General features: G+C 49.7%; 21 protein-coding genes and 1 pseudogene. 9 read left to right on the top strand and 13 right to left on the bottom strand.

Annotated elements, in window-relative coordinates:
- Positions 1-58 precede the first annotated feature (58 nt).
- From GVJ32_RS08580 to recQ, 5 genes are all read left to right on the top strand, one after another.
- Complete coding sequence (locus GVJ32_RS08580) at positions 59-1,225, top strand: NAD(P)/FAD-dependent oxidoreductase (RefSeq protein WP_159239844.1); 1,167 nt, start codon at positions 59-61, stop codon at positions 1,223-1,225.
- Positions 1,222-1,722 carry a GNAT family N-acetyltransferase gene (locus GVJ32_RS08585; protein WP_159239640.1) on the top strand — a complete coding sequence of 167 codons (501 nt, stop codon included), beginning with the start codon at positions 1,222-1,224 and terminating at the stop codon, positions 1,720-1,722. The genes GVJ32_RS08580 and GVJ32_RS08585 overlap by 4 nt, the downstream gene beginning before the upstream one ends.
- A gap of 74 nt (positions 1,723-1,796) precedes the next feature.
- The gene (locus tag GVJ32_RS08590; protein WP_159239641.1) at positions 1,797-3,458 is read left to right on the top strand and encodes an NAD(P)/FAD-dependent oxidoreductase; all 1,662 of its coding nucleotides are present in this window, start codon (positions 1,797-1,799) and stop codon (positions 3,456-3,458) included.
- Between the two features lie 118 nt (positions 3,459-3,576).
- Complete coding sequence (locus GVJ32_RS08595) at positions 3,577-4,119, top strand: DUF2058 domain-containing protein (RefSeq protein WP_159239642.1); 543 nt, start codon at positions 3,577-3,579, stop codon at positions 4,117-4,119.
- A 6-nt stretch (positions 4,120-4,125) separates the two neighbouring features.
- Positions 4,126-6,270, top strand: a complete 2,145-nt coding sequence (recQ, locus tag GVJ32_RS08600; RefSeq protein ID WP_159239845.1) for a DNA helicase RecQ — start codon at positions 4,126-4,128, stop codon at positions 6,268-6,270.
- A gap of 92 nt (positions 6,271-6,362) precedes the next feature.
- Here the strand turns inward: recQ and GVJ32_RS08605 are convergent, their stop codons facing one another.
- The 6 genes from GVJ32_RS08605 to GVJ32_RS08630 form a co-directional block, all read right to left on the bottom strand.
- Positions 6,363-6,860 (bottom strand): DUF805 domain-containing protein, encoded by a 498-nt coding sequence (locus GVJ32_RS08605; protein WP_286187607.1) that lies wholly within the window; start codon positions 6,858-6,860, stop codon positions 6,363-6,365.
- A 138-nt stretch (positions 6,861-6,998) separates the two neighbouring features.
- On the bottom strand, positions 6,999-7,712 hold the full coding sequence (cobB, locus tag GVJ32_RS08610; RefSeq protein ID WP_159239643.1) for a Sir2 family NAD+-dependent deacetylase: 714 nt from the start codon (positions 7,710-7,712) through the stop codon (positions 6,999-7,001).
- Between the two features lie 280 nt (positions 7,713-7,992).
- Positions 7,993-8,436 (bottom strand): TM2 domain-containing protein, encoded by a 444-nt coding sequence (locus GVJ32_RS08615; RefSeq protein WP_159239644.1) that lies wholly within the window; start codon positions 8,434-8,436, stop codon positions 7,993-7,995.
- Positions 8,437-8,532: 96 nt separating this feature from the next.
- The gene (locus tag GVJ32_RS08620; protein ID WP_159239645.1) at positions 8,533-9,018 is read right to left on the bottom strand and encodes a GNAT family N-acetyltransferase; all 486 of its coding nucleotides are present in this window, start codon (positions 9,016-9,018) and stop codon (positions 8,533-8,535) included.
- 186 nt (positions 9,019-9,204) lie between these two features.
- Positions 9,205-9,624 carry a VOC family protein gene (locus GVJ32_RS08625; protein ID WP_159239646.1) on the bottom strand — a complete coding sequence of 140 codons (420 nt, stop codon included), beginning with the start codon at positions 9,622-9,624 and terminating at the stop codon, positions 9,205-9,207.
- Positions 9,625-9,701: 77 nt separating this feature from the next.
- Positions 9,702-10,634 (bottom strand): LysR substrate-binding domain-containing protein, encoded by a 933-nt coding sequence (locus GVJ32_RS08630; RefSeq protein WP_159239647.1) that lies wholly within the window; start codon positions 10,632-10,634, stop codon positions 9,702-9,704.
- Between the two features lie 103 nt (positions 10,635-10,737).
- Between GVJ32_RS08630 and GVJ32_RS08635 the strand changes: the two genes are divergently transcribed.
- Both GVJ32_RS08635 and GVJ32_RS08640 read left to right on the top strand, forming a co-directional pair.
- Positions 10,738-11,598: a sterol desaturase family protein gene (locus tag GVJ32_RS08635; RefSeq protein ID WP_159239648.1), complete on the top strand. Its 861-nt coding sequence runs from the start codon at positions 10,738-10,740 to the stop codon at positions 11,596-11,598.
- A 219-nt stretch (positions 11,599-11,817) separates the two neighbouring features.
- Positions 11,818-13,617, top strand: a complete 1,800-nt coding sequence (locus GVJ32_RS08640; RefSeq protein WP_159239649.1) for a CocE/NonD family hydrolase — start codon at positions 11,818-11,820, stop codon at positions 13,615-13,617.
- Between the two features lie 30 nt (positions 13,618-13,647).
- Here the strand turns inward: GVJ32_RS08640 and GVJ32_RS08645 are convergent, their stop codons facing one another.
- The 3 genes from GVJ32_RS08645 to GVJ32_RS08655 form a co-directional block, all read right to left on the bottom strand.
- Complete coding sequence (locus GVJ32_RS08645; RefSeq protein ID WP_159239650.1) at positions 13,648-14,760, bottom strand: alkaline phosphatase D family protein; 1,113 nt, start codon at positions 14,758-14,760, stop codon at positions 13,648-13,650.
- Between the two features lie 231 nt (positions 14,761-14,991).
- Entirely contained in the window at positions 14,992-16,380 is a 1,389-nt protein-coding gene (locus tag GVJ32_RS08650; protein ID WP_159239651.1) for a wax ester/triacylglycerol synthase domain-containing protein, read from the bottom strand.
- A 59-nt stretch (positions 16,381-16,439) separates the two neighbouring features.
- The gene (locus GVJ32_RS08655; RefSeq protein ID WP_159239652.1) at positions 16,440-17,879 is read right to left on the bottom strand and encodes an HAD-IB family hydrolase; all 1,440 of its coding nucleotides are present in this window, start codon (positions 17,877-17,879) and stop codon (positions 16,440-16,442) included.
- Between the two features lie 108 nt (positions 17,880-17,987).
- Between GVJ32_RS08655 and GVJ32_RS08660 the strand changes: the two genes are divergently transcribed.
- Positions 17,988-18,869, top strand: a complete 882-nt coding sequence (locus tag GVJ32_RS08660; RefSeq protein WP_159239653.1) for a LysR family transcriptional regulator — start codon at positions 17,988-17,990, stop codon at positions 18,867-18,869.
- Between the two features lie 225 nt (positions 18,870-19,094).
- Positions 19,095-19,322: pseudogene (locus GVJ32_RS08665) on the top strand (recombinase XerD); the annotation flags it as partial.
- Between the two features lie 79 nt (positions 19,323-19,401).
- On the opposite strand, the gene chrA reads toward GVJ32_RS08665, so the two are convergent.
- The 4 genes from chrA to GVJ32_RS08685 all read right to left on the bottom strand — a co-directional run bounded on the left by chrA (position 19,402) and on the right by GVJ32_RS08685 (position 23,194).
- On the bottom strand, positions 19,402-20,493 hold the full coding sequence (gene chrA, locus GVJ32_RS08670) for a chromate efflux transporter (protein WP_159239655.1): 1,092 nt from the start codon (positions 20,491-20,493) through the stop codon (positions 19,402-19,404).
- Positions 20,494-20,548: 55 nt separating this feature from the next.
- On the bottom strand, positions 20,549-22,339 hold the full coding sequence (locus GVJ32_RS08675; protein WP_235035095.1) for a DEAD/DEAH box helicase: 1,791 nt from the start codon (positions 22,337-22,339) through the stop codon (positions 20,549-20,551).
- A gap of 167 nt (positions 22,340-22,506) precedes the next feature.
- The gene (locus GVJ32_RS08680; RefSeq protein ID WP_159239657.1) at positions 22,507-22,893 is read right to left on the bottom strand and encodes an acyl-CoA thioesterase; all 387 of its coding nucleotides are present in this window, start codon (positions 22,891-22,893) and stop codon (positions 22,507-22,509) included.
- Positions 22,894-22,921: 28 nt separating this feature from the next.
- Entirely contained in the window at positions 22,922-23,194 is a 273-nt protein-coding gene (locus GVJ32_RS08685; protein WP_159239658.1) for a hypothetical protein, read from the bottom strand.
- Positions 23,195-23,200: the final 6 nt, after the last annotated feature.

Genomic DNA, 23,200 nt, shown 5'->3' on the forward strand with positions numbered 1-23,200 from the left:
GCCGACTAGCCTTAATAAATACGACGTGATCATTCTTGGTGCAGGCGCATCTGGCCTGATGTGCGCACTCACCGCGGCCCAACGCGGCCGTCGCGTGCTAGTGCTAGAAAAAGCCAACAAAGTGGGTAAGAAAATTCTCATGTCTGGCGGCGGACGCTGTAATTTCACCAATCACTTTGTAGAAGCCGACAATTTCATCTCAAACAACCCCCACTTCAGCAAAGCCGCGCTGACCCGCTACACCCAGTGGGATTTCATCGGCATGGTAGAGCGCCACCAGATTCCCTACGAAGAACGCCGTCACAGCCAATTGTTTTGCCTGAATTCGGCAAAAGACATACTCAATATGCTGTTGGACGAATGCGCCAAAGCCGGCGCAGAAATCCGCACCCACGCAGAATTAGTCTCTATCACAGAAGTCCAGCAAAGCGAGGACTCCGCTCGCTACCAACTTGTCGTAAACCAGCAAGGCAGCCATCTTGAGCTGCGTTGCCACTCTTTTGTTGTTGCCTCCGGTGCGCTATCCATTCCCACCCTCGGCGGCAGTGGTATTGGCTACGATATTGCTCGGCAATTTGGACTGACACTTACCAAGCGTCACGCTGGCTTGGTGCCGTTTATGTTCAGCGATGCGATGAAGCAGCTCTGCGAGAAACTCGCTGGTTTAGCGCTAGAAGTCGAGCTGAGCGCAAACAAAATCAGCTTCACTGAGAACATTCTCTTTACCCACCGCGGTATCTCCGGCCCCGCCGCGCTGCAAGTCTCGAATTACTGGAATCCCGGCGACAGCATCACCGTTAACTTACTTCCGAACGTCGACGCCGGCGATTGGTTGCTAAATGCTAAAAAAGAGCAGGCAAAAAGCCTATTAAGAACGGTGCTAAGTCACAAATTATCTAAAGGCTTAGTCGCAGAACTGCAATGGCTGTGGTGGCATGATCAAGCCGAAAAACCGATGTCTGAATTTTCCGACAAACAACTTATTAGCATTGGCGAAAAACTCAATAACTGGTTATTAAGACCCTCCGGTACTGAGGGCTACCGCACCGCAGAAGTCACCCGTGGTGGTGTCGACACCGCCGGCATTAGCTCCAAAACAATGGAAGCAAAAAACCAAGCTGGATTGTATTTTATTGGCGAAGTCGTCGATGTTACGGGCTGGCTCGGTGGCTTTAATTTCCAATGGGCGTGGTCATCGGGTTACAGCGCGGGATTAGTAGCGTGAGTTCAGGCATCAGTATTCGCCCCTATCGTGTAACTGAATTAAACGCAGTGGTAACGCTATTTCAACGCAGTATCCGCGAGCTCGGCGCAAAACATTATAGCGACGCTCAACACGCGGCATGGGCACCAGACAAAATAGATCACGGGGCATGGCAGCAAAACCTAGCTAACGCACACACATTAATTGCAGAAGTAAATCACCACATCGCCGGCTTCATATCCTTCTACACCAAAGAAGACGCCACCGGCTACATCGATCTACTTTACTGCTGCCCTCACCATTCACGGCAAGGCATTGCCAGTGCCCTCTACACACAGGCGGAAGCGATACTCTACCGCGAAGGTACAAACACCCTCCGTACACATGCAAGTTTAAGTGCCCATGCATTCTTTACTCGGCAGGGCTTCGTTGTTGAACAATTAGAAACCGTTAGCCGCCGCAATATTGAACTGCCCCGTTATGCAATGCGCAAAACACACCCAAAATCACCGCTGTAACTTTTCAACCCCACAACGCAATCATGCTAAAATCCACTGCTTGATTGCCATTTCTGCTGGAAGCCATCACACCCATGATCAGACTGACCGACCTCAAACTGCCGCTAAACCATAGCGACGCTGAATTACGCAGCGCGATTCTCGGAAAACTATCACTGGCCGACACCGAATTACTCGACTTCTCAATATTTAAACGCAGCTACGACGCCCGTAAAAAAGACAATATTCTACTGATTTATATGCTGGATTTAAGCCTCACCACGGAGGCAGAACAGCGCTTACTCGCTGACAAAAAATTACAGGCCATCGTTCGCCCAAGCCCAGATACCAGTTACAAATTCCTTGCCCAAGCCGCCAGCGATTTTCCCACCGCAGAACAACAGCGCCCCGTCATTATCGGCTTTGGCCCCTGCGGTATTTTAGCAGCCTTAGTGCTGGCGCAAATGGGCCTAAAGCCCATAGTGTTAGAGCGCGGCCAAGACGTGCGACAACGCACCAAAGACACCTGGGGGCTGTGGCGAGAACGCAAACTCAACACTGAATCTAATGTGCAATATGGAGAAGGCGGCGCAGGCACCTTCTCCGACGGCAAGCTCTACAGCCAAGTGAAAGACCGGCGTTTTCTAGGCCGTAAAGTCATGACCGAATTCGTCAAAGCGGGTGCGCCAGAAGAAATTCTAATGGTCAGCAAACCGCATATCGGCACCTTTAAGCTGGTAAAAATGGTAGAAAATATCCGCGCCGAGATTACCCGCTTGGGCGGCGAAATACGCTTTAACACCAAGGTCGATACCGTTCACCGCGAACCAGCAGATAACGATCAAGGCCAAGTTACCGGCCTCACCCTAAGCACCGGCGAGCACTTACCAACCCGCCACGTGGTGCTGGCTATCGGCCACAGCGCCCGCGACACGTTTGAAATGCTGTTAAACCAAGGCGTTTATATTGAACCAAAACCGTTTTCCATCGGTTTTAGAATTGAGCACCCACAGTCTGTTATCGATAAAGCACGATTTGGCGAGTACGCCGGCCACCCAATATTAGGCGCCGCCGACTATAAATTGGTTCACCACTGTAAAAATGGCCGCAGCGTTTACAGCTTCTGCATGTGTCCTGGAGGCACCGTAGTTGCCGCCACATCGGAAAAAGGTCGCGTTGTGACCAATGGTATGTCGCAATACTCTCGTAATGAACGCAATGCCAATGCCGCCATTGTCGTGGGCATAGAGCCAGAAAAAGACTACCCAGAACACACGCTAGCGGGCATAGACTTACAGCGCAAATTAGAAACACTGGCCTACCAGCTTGGCGGTGAAAACTATGACGCCCCCGCGCAGCTAGTCGGCGACTACTTACGCAACACCCCCTCTACCGAGCTCGCCAGCGTAACGCCTTCATATAAACCCGGCGTGTCTCTGGGCGATCTCTCAAAAGCTCTACCCGACTTCGCCAATGAAGCCATTCGCGAAGCCATTCCTGCCTTCGACAAACAGATCAAAGGCTTTGCCATGAACGATGCCATTCTCACCGGCATCGAAACCCGCACATCATCACCCATCTGTATTAAACGTGGTAAAGACTATCAAAACTTAAATACCCGTGGCCTTTATCCAGCAGGTGAAGGAGCAGGTTATGCTGGCGGTATACTCTCGGCCGGTATTGACGGCATTAAAGTTGCCGAGGCAGTAGCCATTGATTTGCTGGGATTGGATATTCCAATACCGGATGGGCGCTAAGTTCCTGTACTAGAATTCGTACGAATCGACATTGACCACAATAAGCCCAAGCCCCACAGGCGCTAATAGCTTAGAATAGAACCCACTTAACTCATTAAACGCATATAGAGGTTATTGCATGGCATCTCTGCAAGAGCAGCTTCTTAAAGCCGGCATGGTCGACAAGAAAAAGGCCAAGCAAATCGGCCACGAAAAACGTAAACAAGCCAAGCAGGCGAAAGGCACTGGCACGGTGATTGTTGATGAGGGTAAAGAAGCGGCAAAGCGCGCACTGGCCGAGAAAGCCGAACGCGACCGTGAAATGAATCGCCAACGTCAGGCCGAGGCCGACAAAAAAGCGATTCAAGCCCAGATCATTCAGCTGATTACGCTCAACAAAATCAATCGCAAAAATGGCGAGATTGCCTATCAGTTCACCGATGGCAAAAAAATCAAAAAGCTCTACGTTGACGCACTATTGCAAACCCAATTAATCAAAGGCGTTATTGCCCTGGTTAAATTGAAGGACGGCTATGAACTCGTTCCCGCAGCGATTGCCGACAAGATCAAGCAGCGCGACGAATCGGTAATACTCGTTCACAATACCAAGCCCGCTAACGACGTTGTAGAAGAAGACGATCCTTACGCAGCCTATGAAATCCCAGACGACTTAATGTGGTAACGCGCTATCTTACACACTGACACCAGCAACACCGAAGACGCCGCTCTACACATTCTGCAAACCATCTACGGTTACGATGCCTTTCGTAACCAACAAGCAGACATCGTAAACCACGTCGTTAACGGCGGCGACGCCCTAGTGCTCATGCCAACGGGCGGCGGTAAATCGCTGTGTTTTCAGGTGCCAGCGCTGGTGCGCAGCGGCACCGCCATTGTCGTATCGCCGCTGATTGCACTGATGCAAGATCAGGTTATGGCCCTGCGCCAAAACGGGATTAAAGCGGCGTTTTTGAATTCCAGTCAAAGCGCCATGGAAGTCAACGGTGTAGAAACCGCGCTCATGAATGGCGAGCTAGATCTGCTTTACGTCGCCCCAGAACGATTAATGATGCCGCGCATGCTCGACTTACTGAGCCGAGCGCCACTGGCCTTATTCGCCATCGACGAAGCCCATTGCGTGTCACAGTGGGGCCATGACTTTCGGCCCGAGTACATCAAGCTTTCCATTCTGCACGAACGCTTTCCCGATATTCCCCGCATTGCGCTCACCGCCACGGCGGATGGCCCAACCCAGCGTGAGATCATCGAGCGGCTATCGCTGCAAGAGGCCCGCGTTTTTAACGACGGCTTCGACCGGCCCAATATTCGCTACCGCATCAGCGAAAATCAGGGCAATGCCCGTGAACAATTACTGCGTTTTATTCTGAACGAGCACGAAGGCGAAGCCGGCATTGTGTACTGCCTATCACGCAAACGGGTAGATGAAGTCGCGCAATGGCTAAGCACCAAAGGCATGACCGCGCTGCCCTACCACGCAGGTTTAGGCAACGAAGTACGCCAACAACATCAGGAGCGATTCCTGCGCGAAGACGGCGTGATTATCATTGCCACCATTGCCTTCGGCATGGGCATAGACAAACCCGATGTACGCTTTGTCGCCCACTTAAACCTGCCCAAAAGTATTGAAGCCTATTATCAAGAAACCGGCCGCGCTGGCCGCGACGGTTTAGCCGCCGACGCCTGGATGGCCTACGGCCTGCAAGACGTGATCACCCTTCGTCAAATGCAGGGCAACTCCACCGCAGAAGAAGGCCGCAAACGGCTAGAGCAACATAAATTAGATGCCATGCTCGGCCTGTGCGAACTCACCACCTGTCGCCGCCAAGCCTTGCTGCGTTATTTTGACGACAACTTAGATCATCCCTGTGGCAACTGCGACAACTGCCTCACACCACCAGAAACTTGGGACGCCACCCTCGCCGCACAAAAAGCCCTGTCCTGTGTATACCGCACCGGCCAGCGTTTTGGCGTGAGCTATTTAGTCGATGTGTTACTCGGTAAAGAACACGAACGCATCAGCCAATTTGGCCACGATAAAATTTCCACCTACGGCATTGGCACCGAACTCAACGCCACCGAATGGCGCACCTTGTATCGGCAAATAATTGCACGGGGCTTATTAAGAGTAGACGTAGAAGGCTATGGCAGCGTGCAACTCACCGATACCGCACGCCCAATATTGAAAGGTGAAGAACAACTCACTTTAAGGAAAATGGTTAAAGTGAGTAAAAAAAGCAAGGAACGCAAAACCCGCTCATTTTCTGGCGCCGCAAACAACACCCTATGGGATGCTCTGCGCGAACATCGCAAAACACTGGCCACCGAACAAAGCATTCCGGCTTACATGATTTTCCACGACGCCACCCTCGCCGAAATGACCGAACGCCAACCCCAAACCCTAGAACAATTGGGCCGCATATCTGGTATTGGCGAGCGCAAATTAGAAGCCTACGGCCAAGGGTTTTTAGACGTCATTCTGGCCAACGCTGGCACCGACAATGAGCAAAATGACGGTATCAACGACACCGCCGCCAATAGTATTTTACTATTAAAACGAGGTAACTCAGCCGAGGATATCGCTACCCAGCGTAAACTTTCACTCAACACCATCTACACCCATCTTTGCCAAGGCATCGCCAATAGCGAACTGAGCCTTAGCGACGTGATCAATTTAGATGAAGCGCAGATCAAAGAAATTCGATTCGCCTTTGAGCTGAGTGAAGACGGCAAAATGAAAACCGTGTTTGAGTCTTTGGACGGGGAGTATGACTACACTATTTTGAAGTGTGTGAAGGCGTCGTTGAGTAGTTAAGCCATTATTCAAAACTTAGCGATGTTTCAGAAAAATTTAAGCATGCGAGGCCATTTCAGCCCCGCATTTTTATAAGCCGATCACCCCTTTAATTAAGCGATACGGTATTTCGGATTTGAGCCGTAGCGATTATCGCCGTCATCACTGTCTTGAACAGAGAAGATGATCAAAGCAATCCAGCCTATGATGGGAATCAGAGCCAACAACAAAAACCAGCCAGAACGGTTGGTATCATGTAAGCGACGAACGCAGACCGCAATGCTAGGCAAAATCACAGCGAGGGAATAAATCGCACCTAAAACACCCACGCCTACGTCTGGATCCATGAGCCCAAACATTCCATCAACAAAGCCCAAAGCCATACTCGCAAGCATATTAAACAGAGTAAAAAACCAGTACTCTTTTCGCCGGGCGCGACCTTCAAATGTCACGTATTTTTTCAGTACAGCGGTGTAATAAGACACCGCAGCTTGTTCGACAATAACGCCAGAAACACCGCCAGCCTCCGCTACTGCCGTTAATATTGAACCGCAGTGCTTACACTTGATCGCGCCTTCCTGAATATCTTCTTTACAAAATTGGCATTGCATAGGGTATCTCCATATATCGTTTTTAACTTCTTACCACGTCCATTTACTGTCGCTGAAGTGTAGCGTTTTCATCGGACTACGCCACCCCACACCAAGGAATCATCCATAACAATTAATAATTTGATCATTCGCGGTAAATTATGGTGCAGAGCTCACTAAATCAGCAACCAAAGCCGGTACCACTTCCCCCGCCATGCCATAACGGTGCTCGGCAAACGCCGATTCCACCGCTGACGGTTCTAGGTTTATTTCCATTGTATGCGAGCCCGACATAGCCGCTTGGCGTACAAAGCCTGCGGCGGGATAGACATTGCCTGAGGTGCCTATCGCAACGAATAAATCGCATGCTTCTATGGCGTCGTAGATCTCGTCCATTTGCAACGGCATTTCTCCGAACCAGACGATATGTGGCCTGAGCGCACCGCGCATGCCGCAGCATTCGCAGCGGTCATCGACGCTGATATCGCCCGCTATTGGATAAATCACATCGGTGTAGGCGCAGCGCATTTTGAGTAATTCGCCGTGCATATGAATGACGTTTTTAGAACCTGCCCGTTCATGGAGATTGTCGATATTTTGGGTCACGACAAGTAATCTGTCGCCAAACTCTTGCTCAAGCTTTGCAAGGGCGACGTGGGCGGCGTTAGGCTTTACTACGTCGCTTAATAATTGCGTGCGGCGACCATTGTAAAATCGTTGAACTAAGACCGGATCAGCCGCAAAGCCTTCTGGTGTTGCCACGTCTTCTACACGGTGCTCTTCCCAAAGACCGTCTTCGGCGCGAAAGGTTTTTATACCCGACTCAGCAGAAATCCCTGCGCCGGTGAGAACAACAATACGCTTATAAGACATTGCTAATCTTTAGCTCCTAAAATGATTTTTCCATGCCCAAATGACAGTGCCAATTGCAATAAGAATAACGGCGGGCCAAAAGGTGAATACAGCGAGAATACCCACGCCCACAGGGTCGGAATTTTGATCTGGCCAAAGGCCTAGTGTCACTAATAGCTTAAAGATTATTAGCGGGCCTGATCCAAGCGTTAACAGACCCCACGCTATTTTATTTATCAGCAGGTCGAAATATTTTGGATTTGTCATAACGCTCGACAAATATCGTTAGGCACTGGCCCTATCAAAACCAAGGGCGCTGGCCAATCACATAGGTCTGATCAAAATCGTCGTCAGATTTGGTGATGTAGAGAATAAATTCGATAAAGGCAATGATGCCAATCGCAATGGAAGGAAGGCCCAGCAGGATAAAGCCAAACAAGAAGGTCAGCAGCATAATCACGCCCTGCTTATTGTATCCAAGGTAAAACTTGTGAACACCAAAGGCGCCAAAGAAGAAGGCCAATAGCGCAGCAGCAATTTTCTTAGATGACGCAGTCGCGATGGCTTTATCTATATAAAGCTGGGTAGCATTTTCGCCAGCGGCCACAAAATCGACGGTTAGCCCTGCACCCGCATTGCCTTCACTTTTCCATTCGCTGCCGGTGAAGTTATAGCGTTTGCCATCTTCTCCAGCGATCACGCCCTGCGATGTTGCGGTATTGAAATCGAGAACCTTGCCCTTCATATATACCTTCCCTAGTGCGGAGTTAATTACAATCAAGCATAGCGCGGCACCTTGTCGATAACCACACGTTAAAGCCCTAAAATCGAGTATAAAAGCCTAATGCTCAGAGAAGTCTTTTTGCCAAAATAGCGCCTGCCCCTGCTGCGGGTCTAGCTCATAGGCCGCAAATCCGCAGCGCTGATAAACCGCCTGCGCTACCGTATTGCCCTGCAATACTTCGAGGGTTAATTTACAGCAACCGCGCTGCCTGGCTAGCTTTTCGACCTCCAGCATTAAGCGCTGAGCCAGCCCCCGGCCACGGTATTCCGGCAATACAATCACATCGTGAATATTTAGCAACGGCTTACATTTAAATGTTGAGAAACCCTGTAATACCGTTGCCAAAGCGACTGGGGCTTCACCCTCGAATATTAAGATTGTGGCCGCGTTTGCCACTCCTGCTAAGGCATCACATAGACCAGACAAAACCTCATCTGGGAGTGCTTCGCCGCCACCCATGGGATCTAGTGCGTAGTTTGCCATCAGCATTTCTATGGCAGCGCGATCTTTTGGCGCCCTGTAGTCGGCTAGCTTTACCTGCATAAAACATCCATATTGAGACCTTTGCACGATAGTTATTTTGCCCTCTGCCGGCGTCGAAATCGTACTCAATCGGTCATTTATGAGTATAAACTCCCTCATTCCGTGCGATTTTTCCTCGCCAGAAAACAAAATTCCGGCTCGTGCAAAGGTCTCATATTATTTCTCCAATTTATTAGCACTAGGCGATCAAAAATCAACGTCTTCGGCGCCCGGCCCTAGGGGTTGGCCAAAACTGAATTCAACAAAGTTACCGTCGGGATCGCGAACGCCGCAGTAATATCCCACTGGATATTCTTCCTCGCGGGTTTCCCACTCTAAAATGCCATCGGCACGAGCGCGGTCGGCAATGTCGTCCACCGCTTTACGGCTTTCCATCGCAAAACCTAAATGAGAAAAGTCGCGATCATCTTGCTGTTTATTTTTCCCACCGGGGATAAGAACCACAATAAAGTCTTTCTCTTTACCTCGTTCCGCCAACCACATGACCTTGCCATGCTTATGCGGTCGTTCATGAACAATATTCATATCTGCATAGCGGCGATAAAAATCGACGCAAGCGTCTAGATCTTGAACGTGCATGGCAATATGTGTCAAAGCAGCGGGCATTGAACTCTCCCTATAATGTTGTCGGCCATTTCGAGTATCAGACGATAACAAGACACGTCAGCAAGGTCGAACGCCGCCTAGACCGAATACTCAATCAAGCCGTCTGCCACATGTTGAACCATGTTTCTAAACCAACGATGCGCCGAATCATTCTGCAGGCCATTGGCCCACATCATCCAAATGGGAATGGGCGCAATTTCAACCGGAAAATGAAACCACTGTATCTCGAAGGCCTTTGCATATAAGTGATATAAGCGCGCCGGCATGACCGCGAGATAATCCGTCGCCGCCACCACCGGCAACATACTGGAGAAGTTCTGTACTTGCGCGGCGCGTTTACGTGGAAATTCTTGGCCACCCAAAGCTAATTCCAACTGACTGCGCTCGCGGCTGCGCAATGGCAAGAAAACATGCTCCTCTGCAAGATATTGCTCCAAAGACAAGGTATGACTCAAGGGCCCTGCAACACGCGGATGACCCTGACGGGCAATGACAACCAGCTTTTCTGCACCTATCTGCTGCGCCTGTATGGTATCTGACTCTGGCCGAACATAGTCCACTACCAAGTCGACATCCATACGCTGCAAACGTGTTAGGGAGTCATGCTCTAGCCCGCTGGTTTCTAGCGACAAGCCCTTACCGGCCCGCTGCAATTGCGCCATTAATGGGCCGAGGGCAACGGATTCAAAATAATTGTCTGCCGCCACCGTGAAATTATGCTGAGCTTGCGCGGGGTCAAATTCATCGCCCTGCACCAACGTGCCCCTGATTAGCGACAACGCCTCTCGTATCGGCGGATATATGGCGATGGCGCGGGGGGTTGGGATCATGCCTTGGCGTGTACGAACAAAAAGCTCATCGTGAAAGGTTAGCCGCAGCCTTTGCAGCGCCGCGCTCATTGCCGGTTGGCTCAGGCCGATATGATCGGATGCGCGGGTCAAATTACCCTCCATCATCAGCGCATCAAAACTAGCAAGCAGGTTTAGGTCTACTGAACGCAGATTTATCATAATTATCACCAAAATGGATAATAGGTATATTAAATATCTAATATACAAATAATTCTAGTGCGCTAATCTGTAACTACAAAATAACAAGCACGGTATTTTCATCATGGACAAATACGTAAGTCTTTCAGTTATCGCCTTTATTGCCATAGCGTCGCTGTGGGAGTTTTTAGCCGGTCGCAATAGCAACGGCAAAAAGAGCAAAGAAGATTGGGGCATCGCAGTGCTCGCCTCAGTATCGCTCGCTGCAGTTCAGCGTCCCGCGCTGGTATTTGCCACCGCATGGCTTGGTAGCCTACTGGTGCCGCAATTTGAAGGCGGGCTTGCCTGGCTCCAGGAAGCCTATTTCTGGCCGGTGCTAATAGCCTACATCTGCCTAGAAGAGCTTATTCACGGCGGAGCACATTGGTTCTCCCACGCTCGCCGTATGCGCTGGAAGCCCCTGCTTTATCTGCAGCAGTTCTTCAAAATCGGCCATAGACCACACCATTTTTCAGGCACCAATGACGGCAAGGGCGAAATTACTGTTACCCAGACCTTTGTTGAGCACTGGCTGTTCTGGTTCATCATGCCAAACTTCTGGTTCCAGTTTATTTGCCTCTACCTTGGCCTGACCGAAGTATTCTTGTTCGGCACCGCATTTAAAGGCCTGTGGGCGGCGCACAACCACGTGAATTGGAATTACGATTTGTATTTTTTGAATCACCGCTGGGCATGGGTTCGCAAAACCATGTACGCCCTATGCCATGTGCTGACCTTTCCAACCCAGCACCACCATCACCACGCTCGGGGTAAAAACTCAGCAAAAAATATGTGTAATCTACTGTCGATTTACGACTGGCTACTGTTCGGCACATTGGCGATTGAAACCAGCCGCCCCACTCAATACGGCTGGAAACAATCACCACAGGAAGAACACAGTATTTGGCACCGCTACTTTGCGATTGATGTAAACAAACTCGGCTAAACCGCCCCGCTATCTTCGCGCGCCACGTTTTGGCGCGCGACCTCAAAACATTCTTACTAAGTGCGACAGCTCACGAAACCAAAAGAATTAATGCGCGTGCCATTAATATTCTCACTGAAAACATTATACTGAGCCCTCTGAATTTGCGTATATCGTAGAAACATCGGTTTTATGCCGATGAATGCCTGCCGTACGACACTATAACAACGAGGCAACCTCATGCTCCCCAGCTTCCGCCCACTAACTCAATTCGCCATATTCCTTCTTGCAGCCACGCTCACCGCCTGCGGTGGCAGCTCTAGCTCGTCATCTGGCAACAGCCCTAGCGGTAATCCGGGCGGAGGCAACACAGGCCAAGCAGAGAGCAAAAGCCATTTTGACCAAACCTTAACGGGATTTGACGACGAAACCGTCGCATTTACCGTCTACGTGCCGGAAAACCCCCAGGGCAAACGAGTACCATTAATTCTTCACAGCCACGGCTTTGGCTTGTCTAGAGCGAAGAATTTTGAGGCCCCAGACCCGCTGGAATCCTTTCTGACCAATGATGTTTCCGGCGATGTCGCCCGTCGCGCATGGTTAGAAAAAGGCTTTTATGTGATCAGCTTCGATCAGCGCGGCTTTGGTGAAACCACCGGCAATATCACCGTAATGGACCCCGACGTTGACTGCCGCAACGTCTCGCAAATCATCGACTGGGCCGAAGAAAATCTCGTTAACCTCAGTTTTGAGGGCGACGACCCAATGATCGGCTCGGTTGGCCTGTCTTACGGCGGCGGCTTTCAAACCGTGTGTTCAAGTGTAGATAAACGCTTTGACGCGATTGTGCCCTTAGCAACATGGAGCAATCTGCCCTATAGCCTGTACGCCAACAGCACGCCCAAAAACATCTGGTTAGATATTTTGTCTGTCGCGTCGATGGGCAAGCTCGAACCCTATCTTTTTGAGGCGATTATCGCCGCCACTACAACAGGTGAAATAGCCCCCGAGACCGTAGCGCGCTTAGGCAGCTACAGCCCACGGTCATTTTGCCAAGGCGGACGCAGCGACGGCAGAACCCTGTCGACCGCCGACGCCCTATTCATTCAAGGCAGCAACGATGTGCTCTTTAACATGAATGAAGCGGTAGAAAACTACGAATGCTGGAAGGGACAAGGCAACGAGGCGCATTTATTTATTCAACGCGACGGCCACATTTTACCCGCACTACAAGAGGCCGGCCGGCAGATTTTGTTCGGCACCGAAGGCACGCTTTATTGCGACGACCAAACCTATGCCACCGACGATTTAGCATTAAATTTTCTAGTCTCTAAATTGCAAGGTACAAGCGCTGCCGCCATACCCGATGTGTGCTTTAGCCTGACCGAACAACAGTCTGGCGTTACCGTCAGCGACGTCAAACGCGGTGGTTCACTGAACAACTTTGGCGAAACCCAAATCATTCCCGGCGGCCTGAGCAATATTGTAGACCTGTTCATATCGCTACCGCTACCCACCGTTCTCGCTACCTTAACGTCACTACCCTTAGAGGCCATAAGCACTTTAACGGCGGTATTAACGGCCAGCGCCGACCCTACATCGCTGGTGAATTATTTAGACGATATTGTTAATTTATTGCCCAGTGAATTATTGAGTCAGCTAGTCGCCAAAGGAACATTTATTCCCCTGCAAACCATGACCGAAGATGGCGTACTAGCCGGTATCCCATTGGCCATGCTCAACGTCAGTGGCGGTAACGGCGACGGCAATCTTTTGTATATCGGCTTAGGAAAACTGCCCACTGCTGGCGGCGACTTTACACTGATAAACGATCAAGTGTTACCGATACGCGGCAGCGGCCTTGTCGCGCAGGAGATGATTGGTGTTTCTGACGCGGTAGCAGCGGGCGATACTATCGGCTTGATGGTCTACGGCTTCCACCCCTACTTTACTCATGTGGCAAGTATTGCGCAGCCACCGCTTCCCGCCGTCATTAGCGGCACAGTGGATTTGCCGTTCATCCCAGCAAACGGTGAATAAATCATTCTTTAAACTCTGTCGCTGGCGGTATTATTTCAATGCCGCCAGTGGCACCCGCTCCTGCTGAACGACCTTTCCTTGTTTATCTCTTATCTGCAACGCCAGCACCGTGCCCGAAGACTTGCGCTCTATTTTGACGGTGCCGAAATTATCGACCAGAATATTATGTTTGCGAATTCGTAAGCTATTCACCTCTTGGGCAGCCGGACTCTGCTCACCCAAAGCGGAATTAAGTCCGCTGCTGGTTATCTCATAAAGCGGATACATATCATTAGTTTGCAGCCGAGAAATCTCTGCCAAGTGCCGATCACCACTGAGCAATATCAAACCATTAGCTCCACTACTTTTTAGCAATGCGAGTAAACGTTCACGCTCACGGGGAAAGTTCGCCCACTTTTCAAAACAATGTTCACTTGGCAATACCTGAATACTCGATACTAGTAAACGAACATCTGCGGGCTTCTGTAACTCACCCGCCAACCACTGCCACTGCGCCTCACCCAACACCGTAGCTTGCTCATTATTGTTTGCAACAATGCCCGTTGGCGCACACACGCTGCGATCATCATCGCGCAGCAAAGCACTGCGATAGCTGCGGGTATCTAGCAGAATCATCTGCACACGTAATCCCGCCGCTTTAATGTAAGCCGTGTGATACACGCCAGTTTGCGCAGAGTCGCCAATATCGGCTGGGTTTAATTGAAAAAACTCACTGAAATACTGCTTAGATTGAGACTTAAACGGATACTCTTCGCCGCCGTCATTGACGCCGTAATCATGGTCGTCCCACGTTGCATAAACGCCTGTTCCTGATTTTTCGGCGCTATCTAAAAATACGCCAAACTCCACACCCAACGCTAAATCGCGATACGCCTGCTGAATACGCTGCGGTACACGCTGTTTTAAATACGGGCCAACATCGGTATACACATTGTCACCGGCAAAAATAAACGCTTCAGATTGCTGCGCGGCTATTGCCTGCCAAATAGGTTGATCCGCCCACTGCCGCAGGCAGGAGCCAAAACTAATAACTGCAGATTGATTAGGCGAGTAATTGACTTGTGCTGGAGCCGACACCGGCTGGATGGAACACGCGCTTAATAACGTGGTAATCGCAAGTGCAAAAAATGAAGTTCTCAACATACATCGCCTCCGTTAAACATAAATCCACTACGGAAGATGTTTTAACAGCGGGCGATGACATTTTGAGGTCAAGGCCAATAAAACAGGTTCAAATAATTTCTGACGATTTAAATTCGCCTCTGAGTAAGTATAGTTAGTAGATTGCGTCTTGCAAAAAAACGCCTACGTTTTTATCACTGATAATTAGCGTTAAAAACCAGTAATAAAAATTTTAACAAGCTATACAAACACTTACAGCTTTGACTTCATCTCGATAAATGATTCCTCAATGCACTCCATAAAAAACTCAATATCCGGCAAAATGCTGGCCGTTGAAATCACATTGAAATATAACTTGCCATTGTAGCTAGGCGTGGCGATAAACAGCCCCATACCCTCACCCAATGGTGGCAGGCCCGCCAGACTTTCCAAACGGTGCCCCGCTAGACTAATGGGCTGAGCAGGCCCCGGCACATTAGAAACAAATAAATTACAGGTCGAGCTTGCCGCAGACGTTGCATTAATGGCACGCGCAAATAAATACTGCTCGGTTGCGGGCAGATTCTTCGTAACATTCAACAACAAGCCCGTCGCCGACTTTCCGGTTTTACCATTTTGTGTTGCCGCCACGATTTTTGCTAAACGCGCTGCGGGATCGGCGATATTTGAATATATCGGTGCGGTGAACGCACTTAGATTATTACCGGTATCGCTACCTCCGCCTGAACTTCGCGCATTGACCGGCACCCATGCAACCAGTGAATGCGAATTAAGTTCATGATGTTTTTCAAGATACCGCCGCAGTGCACCGGCACAAATAGCAAGAATCACATCATTCATGGTCGCGCCAGCATGAAGACCACGCAAAGCGCTAAGGACTTTTAGATCAACTCCAACAACATCAAATATTTTGTCGCCACCAACACCGGCGTTAAATCGGCAGGGGTAGACCCGCGGTCTTTCAGAAGGTTTGGTTCGTAAAAAACGCCGCGCGGAATCGCTTACATAAGCGGTGCTATTTAACAGAGTACGACCTAAGTCAATCGAATGACCCAGCCTATTTTTTACCGCTCGCCCCGCAACATTAGGCCATGAAAACTCCGCTACGCCACTTTCCTCTACTGATGCAGATTCACCAACATCGCGAATTGGACTCGCAAAGCTGGCCAACAGCTTCACCATTCCAACTCCGTCGATAGCCACGTGATGTAGCCGAATGACAATCGTAAATCCATTCTTATGACTGCCGTTGCAATTCACGCCGGTAAATATCGTGACATCCCAAAGTGGACGACGCATATCCATAGGCTGAGAGTGCAAGTAACACACCTCTTCACGCAGAGCCTTCCAATCACCGGGCACAGTAAGCGGCAATACAGTGAAATGCGCGTCGGGCTCAAACTCTTCGTCATACACCCAATATGGGTAATCCAGCTCGGCTGGCAGCCGAAGCAAACGCTGAGAATAAATTGGATGGGGCTTTAGCTTTAATTGTAAAAATTTTATTAATGCGCCGTAGTCTACCTCTTTCTTTTGCCCTTCTGCAGGACCGTCAAAATTCAGTAGAAGCGTTATATGATTAAAATTATCAGCGGTTTCGGTATAAAGAAACTGCGCATCTTGGGGTTTAATCTGATCCATTCTATTTCTCACTGTATTCTATAAGTAACGGTTTTACACCCTATGTATAAAGCTATCGCTTAGGCGGCCGTAGTCGATTTATCTAAGGCCTTTTTATACAGCGCTTCAATTTTTGCTACTTGTTTATCTAAATTTTCTACTGTCCAGCCGTTGGTATTAATCGGCGCCAGAATCTCTACCTCAACGGTGCCCGGGTAATACAGGCTATCGCCCTTTGGAGATACATCCATTGCGTTATGAATAACAATAGGAACAATCGGCACCCCCGCCTGCATGGCAATATGAAATGCACCCTTCTTAAAGGGCTTAGGCTTTTTAGAATGGGTTCGGGTGCCCTCTGGCGCCATCACCACTGAAATTTGATCTTGTTTAATTCTATCAACCAAAGGCTCTAGCGCGGCAATTGCGCTTTTGCTATTCGTACGATCAATAAGTACCACGCCGGCCATTTCCATCGCCGCGCCAACGAGTGGCATTTGTTTAATTTCGGCTTTGCCAACTCCGGTGAAATTGCGGCGCAAAAGTTTGGAGCAAATCAGAACATCAATGTCACTTTGATGATTAAAAATAAATACCGCTGGGCGCTCGACCCACAGGTGCTTTTCGCCACTAATGTCTAATTTAAGACCCGCAACAGCACCGGCAACATCCGCAAATAACGACGTAGCAAAGTTCCTCGCCTCCTGTCGCGATCCCGTCAAGGCCCAAATGGGCAAGCCTGCCAAGGCAGATCCAACTAAACTCAATTTGGTAGCAACATTGCGGGTAAACCCAAGGGCATTGCTGCCTGCTCGGCGTTTAAAGGTTTGTACCGGCCAGCCGCGTGCTTCTGCAATATCACGTAATTTTTGACTTGGGTTCAGTGGCCGAGGATTACCGATGTACTCCAACAATTCGATGTCATCAGTGCTGTCTGAATAAAAATAGCTATTTGCTAGATCGAGATCTTTGGTCTTGGCTAAATCAAGAGCAGCGTCTACCTTACCCACACCAAAACATAGCGGACCACCAAGCTCACCGGTGAAGATGCCGTCCTTCACTTCCATCGTGCTGCACGCAATATGCTCAATACCTAAATACTTAGCGCAGGGCCCAACTTGATATGGCGTAGCAGATGAAATGATCGCAACCGTATGGCCCTTGCGCATATGGGCCTCGATTAATGCGCGGGTTTCCGGATAGATTTTTTTCGCTAAATCCCGCTCAAAAATTTTCTCAGCTACATCAAGATAATCGTCTTCCTTCAACCCCCTCATACTCTGCGCCGAAAGCGACATCAATGCCGCAAAATCCGCCCGGCCTAGCCCAAACCGTCCAATCGCCTCAACGGTAGCGACTATTTCAGAGGGCGCCAAATCTCCTCGACGCACCTGCTCCCGAAGAAAACTAAACACCGAATAACCAGCGATGATAGTGCCGTCGAAATCAAACAACGCGGCAATTTGTGGCCCTGCAGCCGCTTTATTTATTTCTGCAGTAATTTCAGTATATGGAGACATGCTGGTGTAGCTCCTCATTTTTGTAAGAGGCGAATTTAGTTTATTTGACAACGCTGCAACTATTCAGTCCAATACTATTTTTCCTACACTATTCGGAAAACGTATACCTTGAACAGCAGCAAATTGCGCTACATTGTAGCGGTTGATCGTTTCGGTTCGATGACGGCTGCAGCCACAGCCATTCACGTGTCACAGCCCAGCCTAACGCGAACAGTGGCCGAGGTCGAAAAAGAATTGGGCATCGCCCTATTTGAGCGTCGCGCGCGAGGCATGGTCGCCACTGCACAGGGGCGCAGCATCATTGATCGCGCAGCACGGATTCTTGCCGACATCGAGCGACTCGACATGGACGCCAAAGAGTTCAGAGCATACCGAGAATCTCATTTACGGCTTTGTATTTCACCACCGCCGCTAATCACCCTGATGAACCCCGCCTTGCCACAATTGCTGAGCCACCACCCACAGCTAAAAGTAGATATAAAATCGCTAGCGACAGACAACGCTATCAGCCTACTACGAGCGGGTGACTGTGATCTTATTATCGGCCCAACACAGGCACTCGAAGAAAAACGTGAGTTTAAAATTATTCCCCTAAAGCCATTTGACGCCTACTTCTTTACGCGACGCTCGCACCCCCTCACCAAAAAGCGCGCGGTATCAAAACAACACATATTAAATTATCCCCTAGTGCTCCCTGAGCGCGATGGTGCCTCACCAGAAATCACCAGCCGCTTATTTGGCGACACCGAGATACCCGCAGATCACCCCATCCACATTATTGGCCATTTCCCACTAGCTTGCGAAGTCGTCGCCGCCACCGACGCCGTTGCAACGGTGGGACAAACTTACTTAAACAATAAGGAGTTTCTAAAACGCTTCACTATTCTCGACTTTACTTCGGCAGACAAGTTAAGCGTGTGCTGCGCCCACCGACAAGAATTTGAATTATCTGCCCCCGCGACTGCGCTAGTTAAATTACTCGCGCAATAAGACGCTGATCTATCCACTAGCTAATCGAGTTAGTCCATTTACTACCTGACTGCCTGGGGCGGCAAAAACGATGGCCAGAGCTGCTAAAAAAGAGGACGGTCAAAAAAACGAAACTGATGGAAGTTGGTAGGTTTTTTACAGCCTCAACGTTCAAAGCAGCGACGCGGTTACACATCCGACTGCCTTTGTTTGTATGTCTAATGTCGAGGCCTTCTAAGTCATTTAGCAGAACAGCGCTCTTGCTCTACAAATACCCAACGAATCGCCCTCAATGCCTTGGTTTATTTATATAAGCGGTTCATGGGGCTAGATATTGGTGATCTTGCGTTTAAATCTACCCAAGGCGCTAGGCGCATTCCTGTAGTCTATAGCCGTGAAGAAATCTCAGCGATTCTTTCTCATCTTCGGGGTGCTCACCGTTTACAAGTTGAGCTGATGTACGGCTCTGGCTAAAGAAGGCACAGTCCTTTAAGTTATCGCTGCGCAGCCACCTACCTTCAATAGAACGCCGCACCGCAAACGGCGAACACCACTATAATGGCCATAATCGGCACACGCTTGCTGCGCAGTGCAATGAAGCCCGCCACCGCCAATAGAAGGGCAAACCAATCGTGGGGGCACTACTCGCCACGGGGTTTATCCACGCCGCCGCCAGCATGCCAACGGCAACGGCATTAACACCGGCAATGGCCGCAACGATACGGGGTCGAGTTGATAATTGCTGCCAAATTCCCCTAACTCCAGAAAGAAGTAAAAAGCCCGGAGCGAACACTGCCAGCGTAGCGATAAATGCATATAGCAGGGCCGCGTCTGAACGTATAGCCGCGCCAAGGTAGGCGCTGAGGGAAAACATGGGGCCCGGCACTGCCTGCGCGGCAGCGTAACCCAATAAAAATTGGTCTTTGCTCAAGGCCTCGCCAACTAAAGGCTCTAACAGCGGCAAGACCACATGACCGCCACCAAACACCAAGCTACCTGCTTTATAAAACGTCGCGAAGATACCGTCAGGAAAAACAAGACACACTACGAATAGCAGCACGAAAACTGTAAGACAAGCCAGCAAGGTACGGTCTGTTTTAATACCAACAAGGTTCTGCGCGGGCTCGGCTCGCCACGCCATAACAGCTGCGGCTAGCGCCATTAATGAGAACTGCCACAGTGGTGTCATGGCCCACGTCAACGTCGCAGTACTTATTACTGCCAATGCGATAGTTGGCGGTTGCCGACAAAACTGATTTGCCATGCCCCACACTGCATCGGCCACCACCGCCACCGCTAACAGCTTTAAGCCGCTAACAATACCGAATTGCAGAGTGCCTTCAGTAATGTTTAATTGCCAAACCGCGAGGCCATACATAAGAAGGAATGAAGGTAAGGTAAATCCGAGGAATGCCACGATGCCCGCGGGAATACCGCCACGCCGACAGGCAATAGCGTAGCCTAACTGACTAGAAGAGGGGCCAGGAAGAAATTGACAGAGGGCAAGATCAGCAGCAAATTCTTGTTCACTTAGCCAAGCCTTTTGCTCTACAAATACTTTTCGGAAGTAACCGATATGTGCAGCAGGACCGCCAAAACTCACACAGCCCAAATAGAGAAATTGCAGAAAAACACGCCAGACCACGTTTACACTCTCAGCTCAAATAAGCATGAAGAGTGTAAACGAAGCATATTACGGTTTATAGCTTACCGCGTTTTTCTCTGGGAGCAGCGGGCTTAGCTGATTTAGCTTTCACCTTGGTAACCGGCTTGCGGCCACCTTTTTCGCCAGTTTTGCTGACACGTGGTTTACGCGGGCGCTCACGTTCAATTGGCATGTCTCCGCCTTCATGCACAGAGATATTCAAAGCCTGCCCAGCAACACGGGTAGTTTTCAAACACTCAAATGCGCCTTCGGGCAAATCTGTAGGCAAGTCGACGGTGCTGAACTCTGGGTAGATAGAAATACGCCCAATATTCGCGCTATCGATATTGGCTTCATTGGCGATAGCACCCACAATATTACCCGCGCTCACACCGTGCTGACGACCAACTTCTAAACGATAGCGTTGCAAACTTGATTCTGGCACACGCTTGCCGCTACTCGCTCTCTCACCCTTTTCACGGGTGCGCGCTTCGGTCATCAACTTAGGTGCATCTTTTACTAATAAGGGCTTGTCGCCCTGCAACTGGCTGGCCAAGGCCGCCGCAACATCAATGTCAGAGACATCATGTTTGGCCACGTATTCCTGCAACATCTTGCGGAAGAAGCTGAGATCAGTGCCAGCAAGGGTATCGGTGATCTTTTGCAAAAAACGATCGACGCGCAAGGCATTGATATTCTCTGCGGTCGGCAAGCCCATCTCTTCGATGGACTGACGAGTAGCGCGCTCAATCGCCTGCAACATACGCTTTTCACGAGGTGCTACAAACAGAATTGCGTCACCGGTACGACCCGCACGACCAGTACGGCCAATACGGTGAACATAAGCTTCGGTGTCGTGGGGAATATCGTAGTTAATGACGTGGCTGATACGCTCAACATCCAAACCACGGGCGGCAACATCAGTGGCGATAACGATATCAAGGCGACCATTTTTAAGATGATCAACCGTGCGCTCGCGCTGTGCTTGAGCAATGTCGCCATTTAGTGCCGCTGCGGCATAACCGCGGGCCTGTAGTTTTTCGGCAAGTTCAGTGGTAACCAATTTGGTACGCACGAAAATAATCATGCCATCAAAAGGTTCAGCCTCAAGAATACGGGTTAAGGCATCCAGCTTATTCAAGCCACGGGCCATCCAATAACGCTGACGAATAGTCACCGCCGTTGAAGTTTTTGATTGAATGGTGACTTGTTCAGGGTTATTTAGATACGTTGTTGCAATGCGGCGAATCGCCGACGGCATGGTCGCTGAGAAAAGCGCGATTTGACGCTTTTCTGGCATTTGCGACATAACCCATTCAACATCGTCGATGAATCCCATGCGCAGCATTTCGTCTGCTTCGTCCAATACCAAATGTGTTAAATCATCTAGTTTTAAGGTGCCACGACGCATGTGGTCCATTACTCGACCTGGCGTGCCGACAACAACTTGCACGCCACGCTTTAAGGCTGCTAATTGACCGCGGTAGTCCTGACCACCGTAGATGGGTAACACATTAAAGCCCGGCATATGCGACGCGTAACTCTGCAAAGCTTCAGCTACCTGAATTGCTAGCTCACGGGTTGGCGCCAAAATTAAAGCTTGGGTGCGACGGCTGTTTACGTCGAGACGCGACAATAGCGGCAAAGCAAATGCGGCGGTTTTACCGGTACCGGTTTGAGCCTGACCAACAAGGTCTCTGCCAGCTAGAATGAAAGGAATGGTCGCCGCCTGAATTGGCGAAGGTGTTTCGTAACCAACCGCTTTTACAGCGGCAAGTACCATGGGCGATAAGCCCAAATCATCAAAAGTCATAGTTTCCGCTGCCGCGGCCGTATCAGAGGGCATAATCGCTACCGTAAAAAATGCATGAGTCGCCGCAACATTAGACCTCACACTCGGCCGAACGCAGATATGGCGTTGAGGCCGCATTATACCGGCATGACGCGACAAATACCCTGAAACCTTTGGCCTTTTTTGGCATTAGCGACGTAAGAGCAGCGTATAGGTCTTGATTAACTGAGTTTTTCTAAGCCGACACGCTGCACTGCGGTAATTTCCTGTTTACGCTGCGCGACGAAATCAAAATAAATCATCACCGCACTGCCTTTCGCCACCAACTCACCACGCTGCCACGCCTCGTGTTCGCAAATAAACGAGGTGCTACCAATGTGAGCAATGCGAGTTCTAATCTCAACAGAATGACCGTGATATATCTGAGCAATAAAATCGACGTCCATCTTGCGCAGAATTACATTCCACTTTGTCAAATCCTGACCTGGATTAAACAACTCAAATACCGGTGCCCTTGCAGTCTCAAACCACATGGGCACAACGGTATTATTTATATGACCCAAGGCATCTGTTTCGCAGAAACGAGGCTCCATCGTACATCGCAACATATTATTCCTCTGAATCTACTAGACGTTATTACTGTGCAAGCCAGCGCAGGGCCATACACAGCCATAACACATAACTCATTATTGATGCCGGAAACGCTTTATGACCCAAATCACTGCCACGCATTTTTTCCTTGGTTGCATAAACAATTGCCGCACTCACCAACACATGAAAAATCATCAGTGATGGCGCCTGCGCCCAACCATAGCTAAGCCCCTTAACCGTCAGCGGCGTAACGACTGCAACAGTAAGCAACAGACAATTTAGCAGCCCAAAGCCCATCACTACACGAAATAAAATCAAAAATTT

The organism is Zhongshania aliphaticivorans, assembly GCF_902705855.1.
GTDB classification, from domain to species: domain Bacteria; phylum Pseudomonadota; class Gammaproteobacteria; order Pseudomonadales; family Spongiibacteraceae; genus Spongiibacter; species Spongiibacter aliphaticivorans_B.

What these genes read in the sequence shown, in the direction of transcription:
- GVJ32_RS08580 (WP_159239844.1), top strand. Translation starts at nt 59, where the DNA reads ATGTGCGCACTCACCGCGGCCCAACGCGGCCGTCGCGTGCTAGTGCTA.
- GVJ32_RS08590 (WP_159239641.1), top strand. Translation starts at nt 1,797, where the DNA reads ATGATCAGACTGACCGACCTCAAACTGCCGCTAAACCATAGCGACGCT.
- GVJ32_RS08595 (WP_159239642.1), top strand. Translation starts at nt 3,577, where the DNA reads ATGGCATCTCTGCAAGAGCAGCTTCTTAAAGCCGGCATGGTCGACAAG.
- GVJ32_RS08605 (WP_286187607.1), bottom strand. Translation starts at nt 6,860, where the DNA reads ATGCAATGCCAATTTTGTAAAGAAGATATTCAGGAAGGCGCGATCAAG.
- cobB (WP_159239643.1), bottom strand. Translation starts at nt 7,712, where the DNA reads ATGTCTTATAAGCGTATTGTTGTTCTCACCGGCGCAGGGATTTCTGCT.
- GVJ32_RS08615 (WP_159239644.1), bottom strand. Translation starts at nt 8,436, where the DNA reads ATGAAGGGCAAGGTTCTCGATTTCAATACCGCAACATCGCAGGGCGTG.
- GVJ32_RS08620 (WP_159239645.1), bottom strand. Translation starts at nt 9,018, where the DNA reads ATGCAGGTAAAGCTAGCCGACTACAGGGCGCCAAAAGATCGCGCTGCC.
- GVJ32_RS08625 (WP_159239646.1), bottom strand. Translation starts at nt 9,624, where the DNA reads ATGCCCGCTGCTTTGACACATATTGCCATGCACGTTCAAGATCTAGAC.
- GVJ32_RS08630 (WP_159239647.1), bottom strand. Translation starts at nt 10,634, where the DNA reads ATGATAAATCTGCGTTCAGTAGACCTAAACCTGCTTGCTAGTTTTGAT.
- GVJ32_RS08635 (WP_159239648.1), top strand. Translation starts at nt 10,738, where the DNA reads ATGGACAAATACGTAAGTCTTTCAGTTATCGCCTTTATTGCCATAGCG.
- GVJ32_RS08640 (WP_159239649.1), top strand. Translation starts at nt 11,818, where the DNA reads ATGCTCCCCAGCTTCCGCCCACTAACTCAATTCGCCATATTCCTTCTT.
- GVJ32_RS08645 (WP_159239650.1), bottom strand. Translation starts at nt 14,760, where the DNA reads ATGTTGAGAACTTCATTTTTTGCACTTGCGATTACCACGTTATTAAGC.
- GVJ32_RS08650 (WP_159239651.1), bottom strand. Translation starts at nt 16,380, where the DNA reads ATGGATCAGATTAAACCCCAAGATGCGCAGTTTCTTTATACCGAAACC.
- GVJ32_RS08655 (WP_159239652.1), bottom strand. Translation starts at nt 17,879, where the DNA reads ATGTCTCCATATACTGAAATTACTGCAGAAATAAATAAAGCGGCTGCA.
- GVJ32_RS08675 (WP_235035095.1), bottom strand. Translation starts at nt 22,339, where the DNA reads ATGCCCTCTGATACGGCCGCGGCAGCGGAAACTATGACTTTTGATGAT.
- GVJ32_RS08680 (WP_159239657.1), bottom strand. Translation starts at nt 22,893, where the DNA reads ATGTTGCGATGTACGATGGAGCCTCGTTTCTGCGAAACAGATGCCTTG.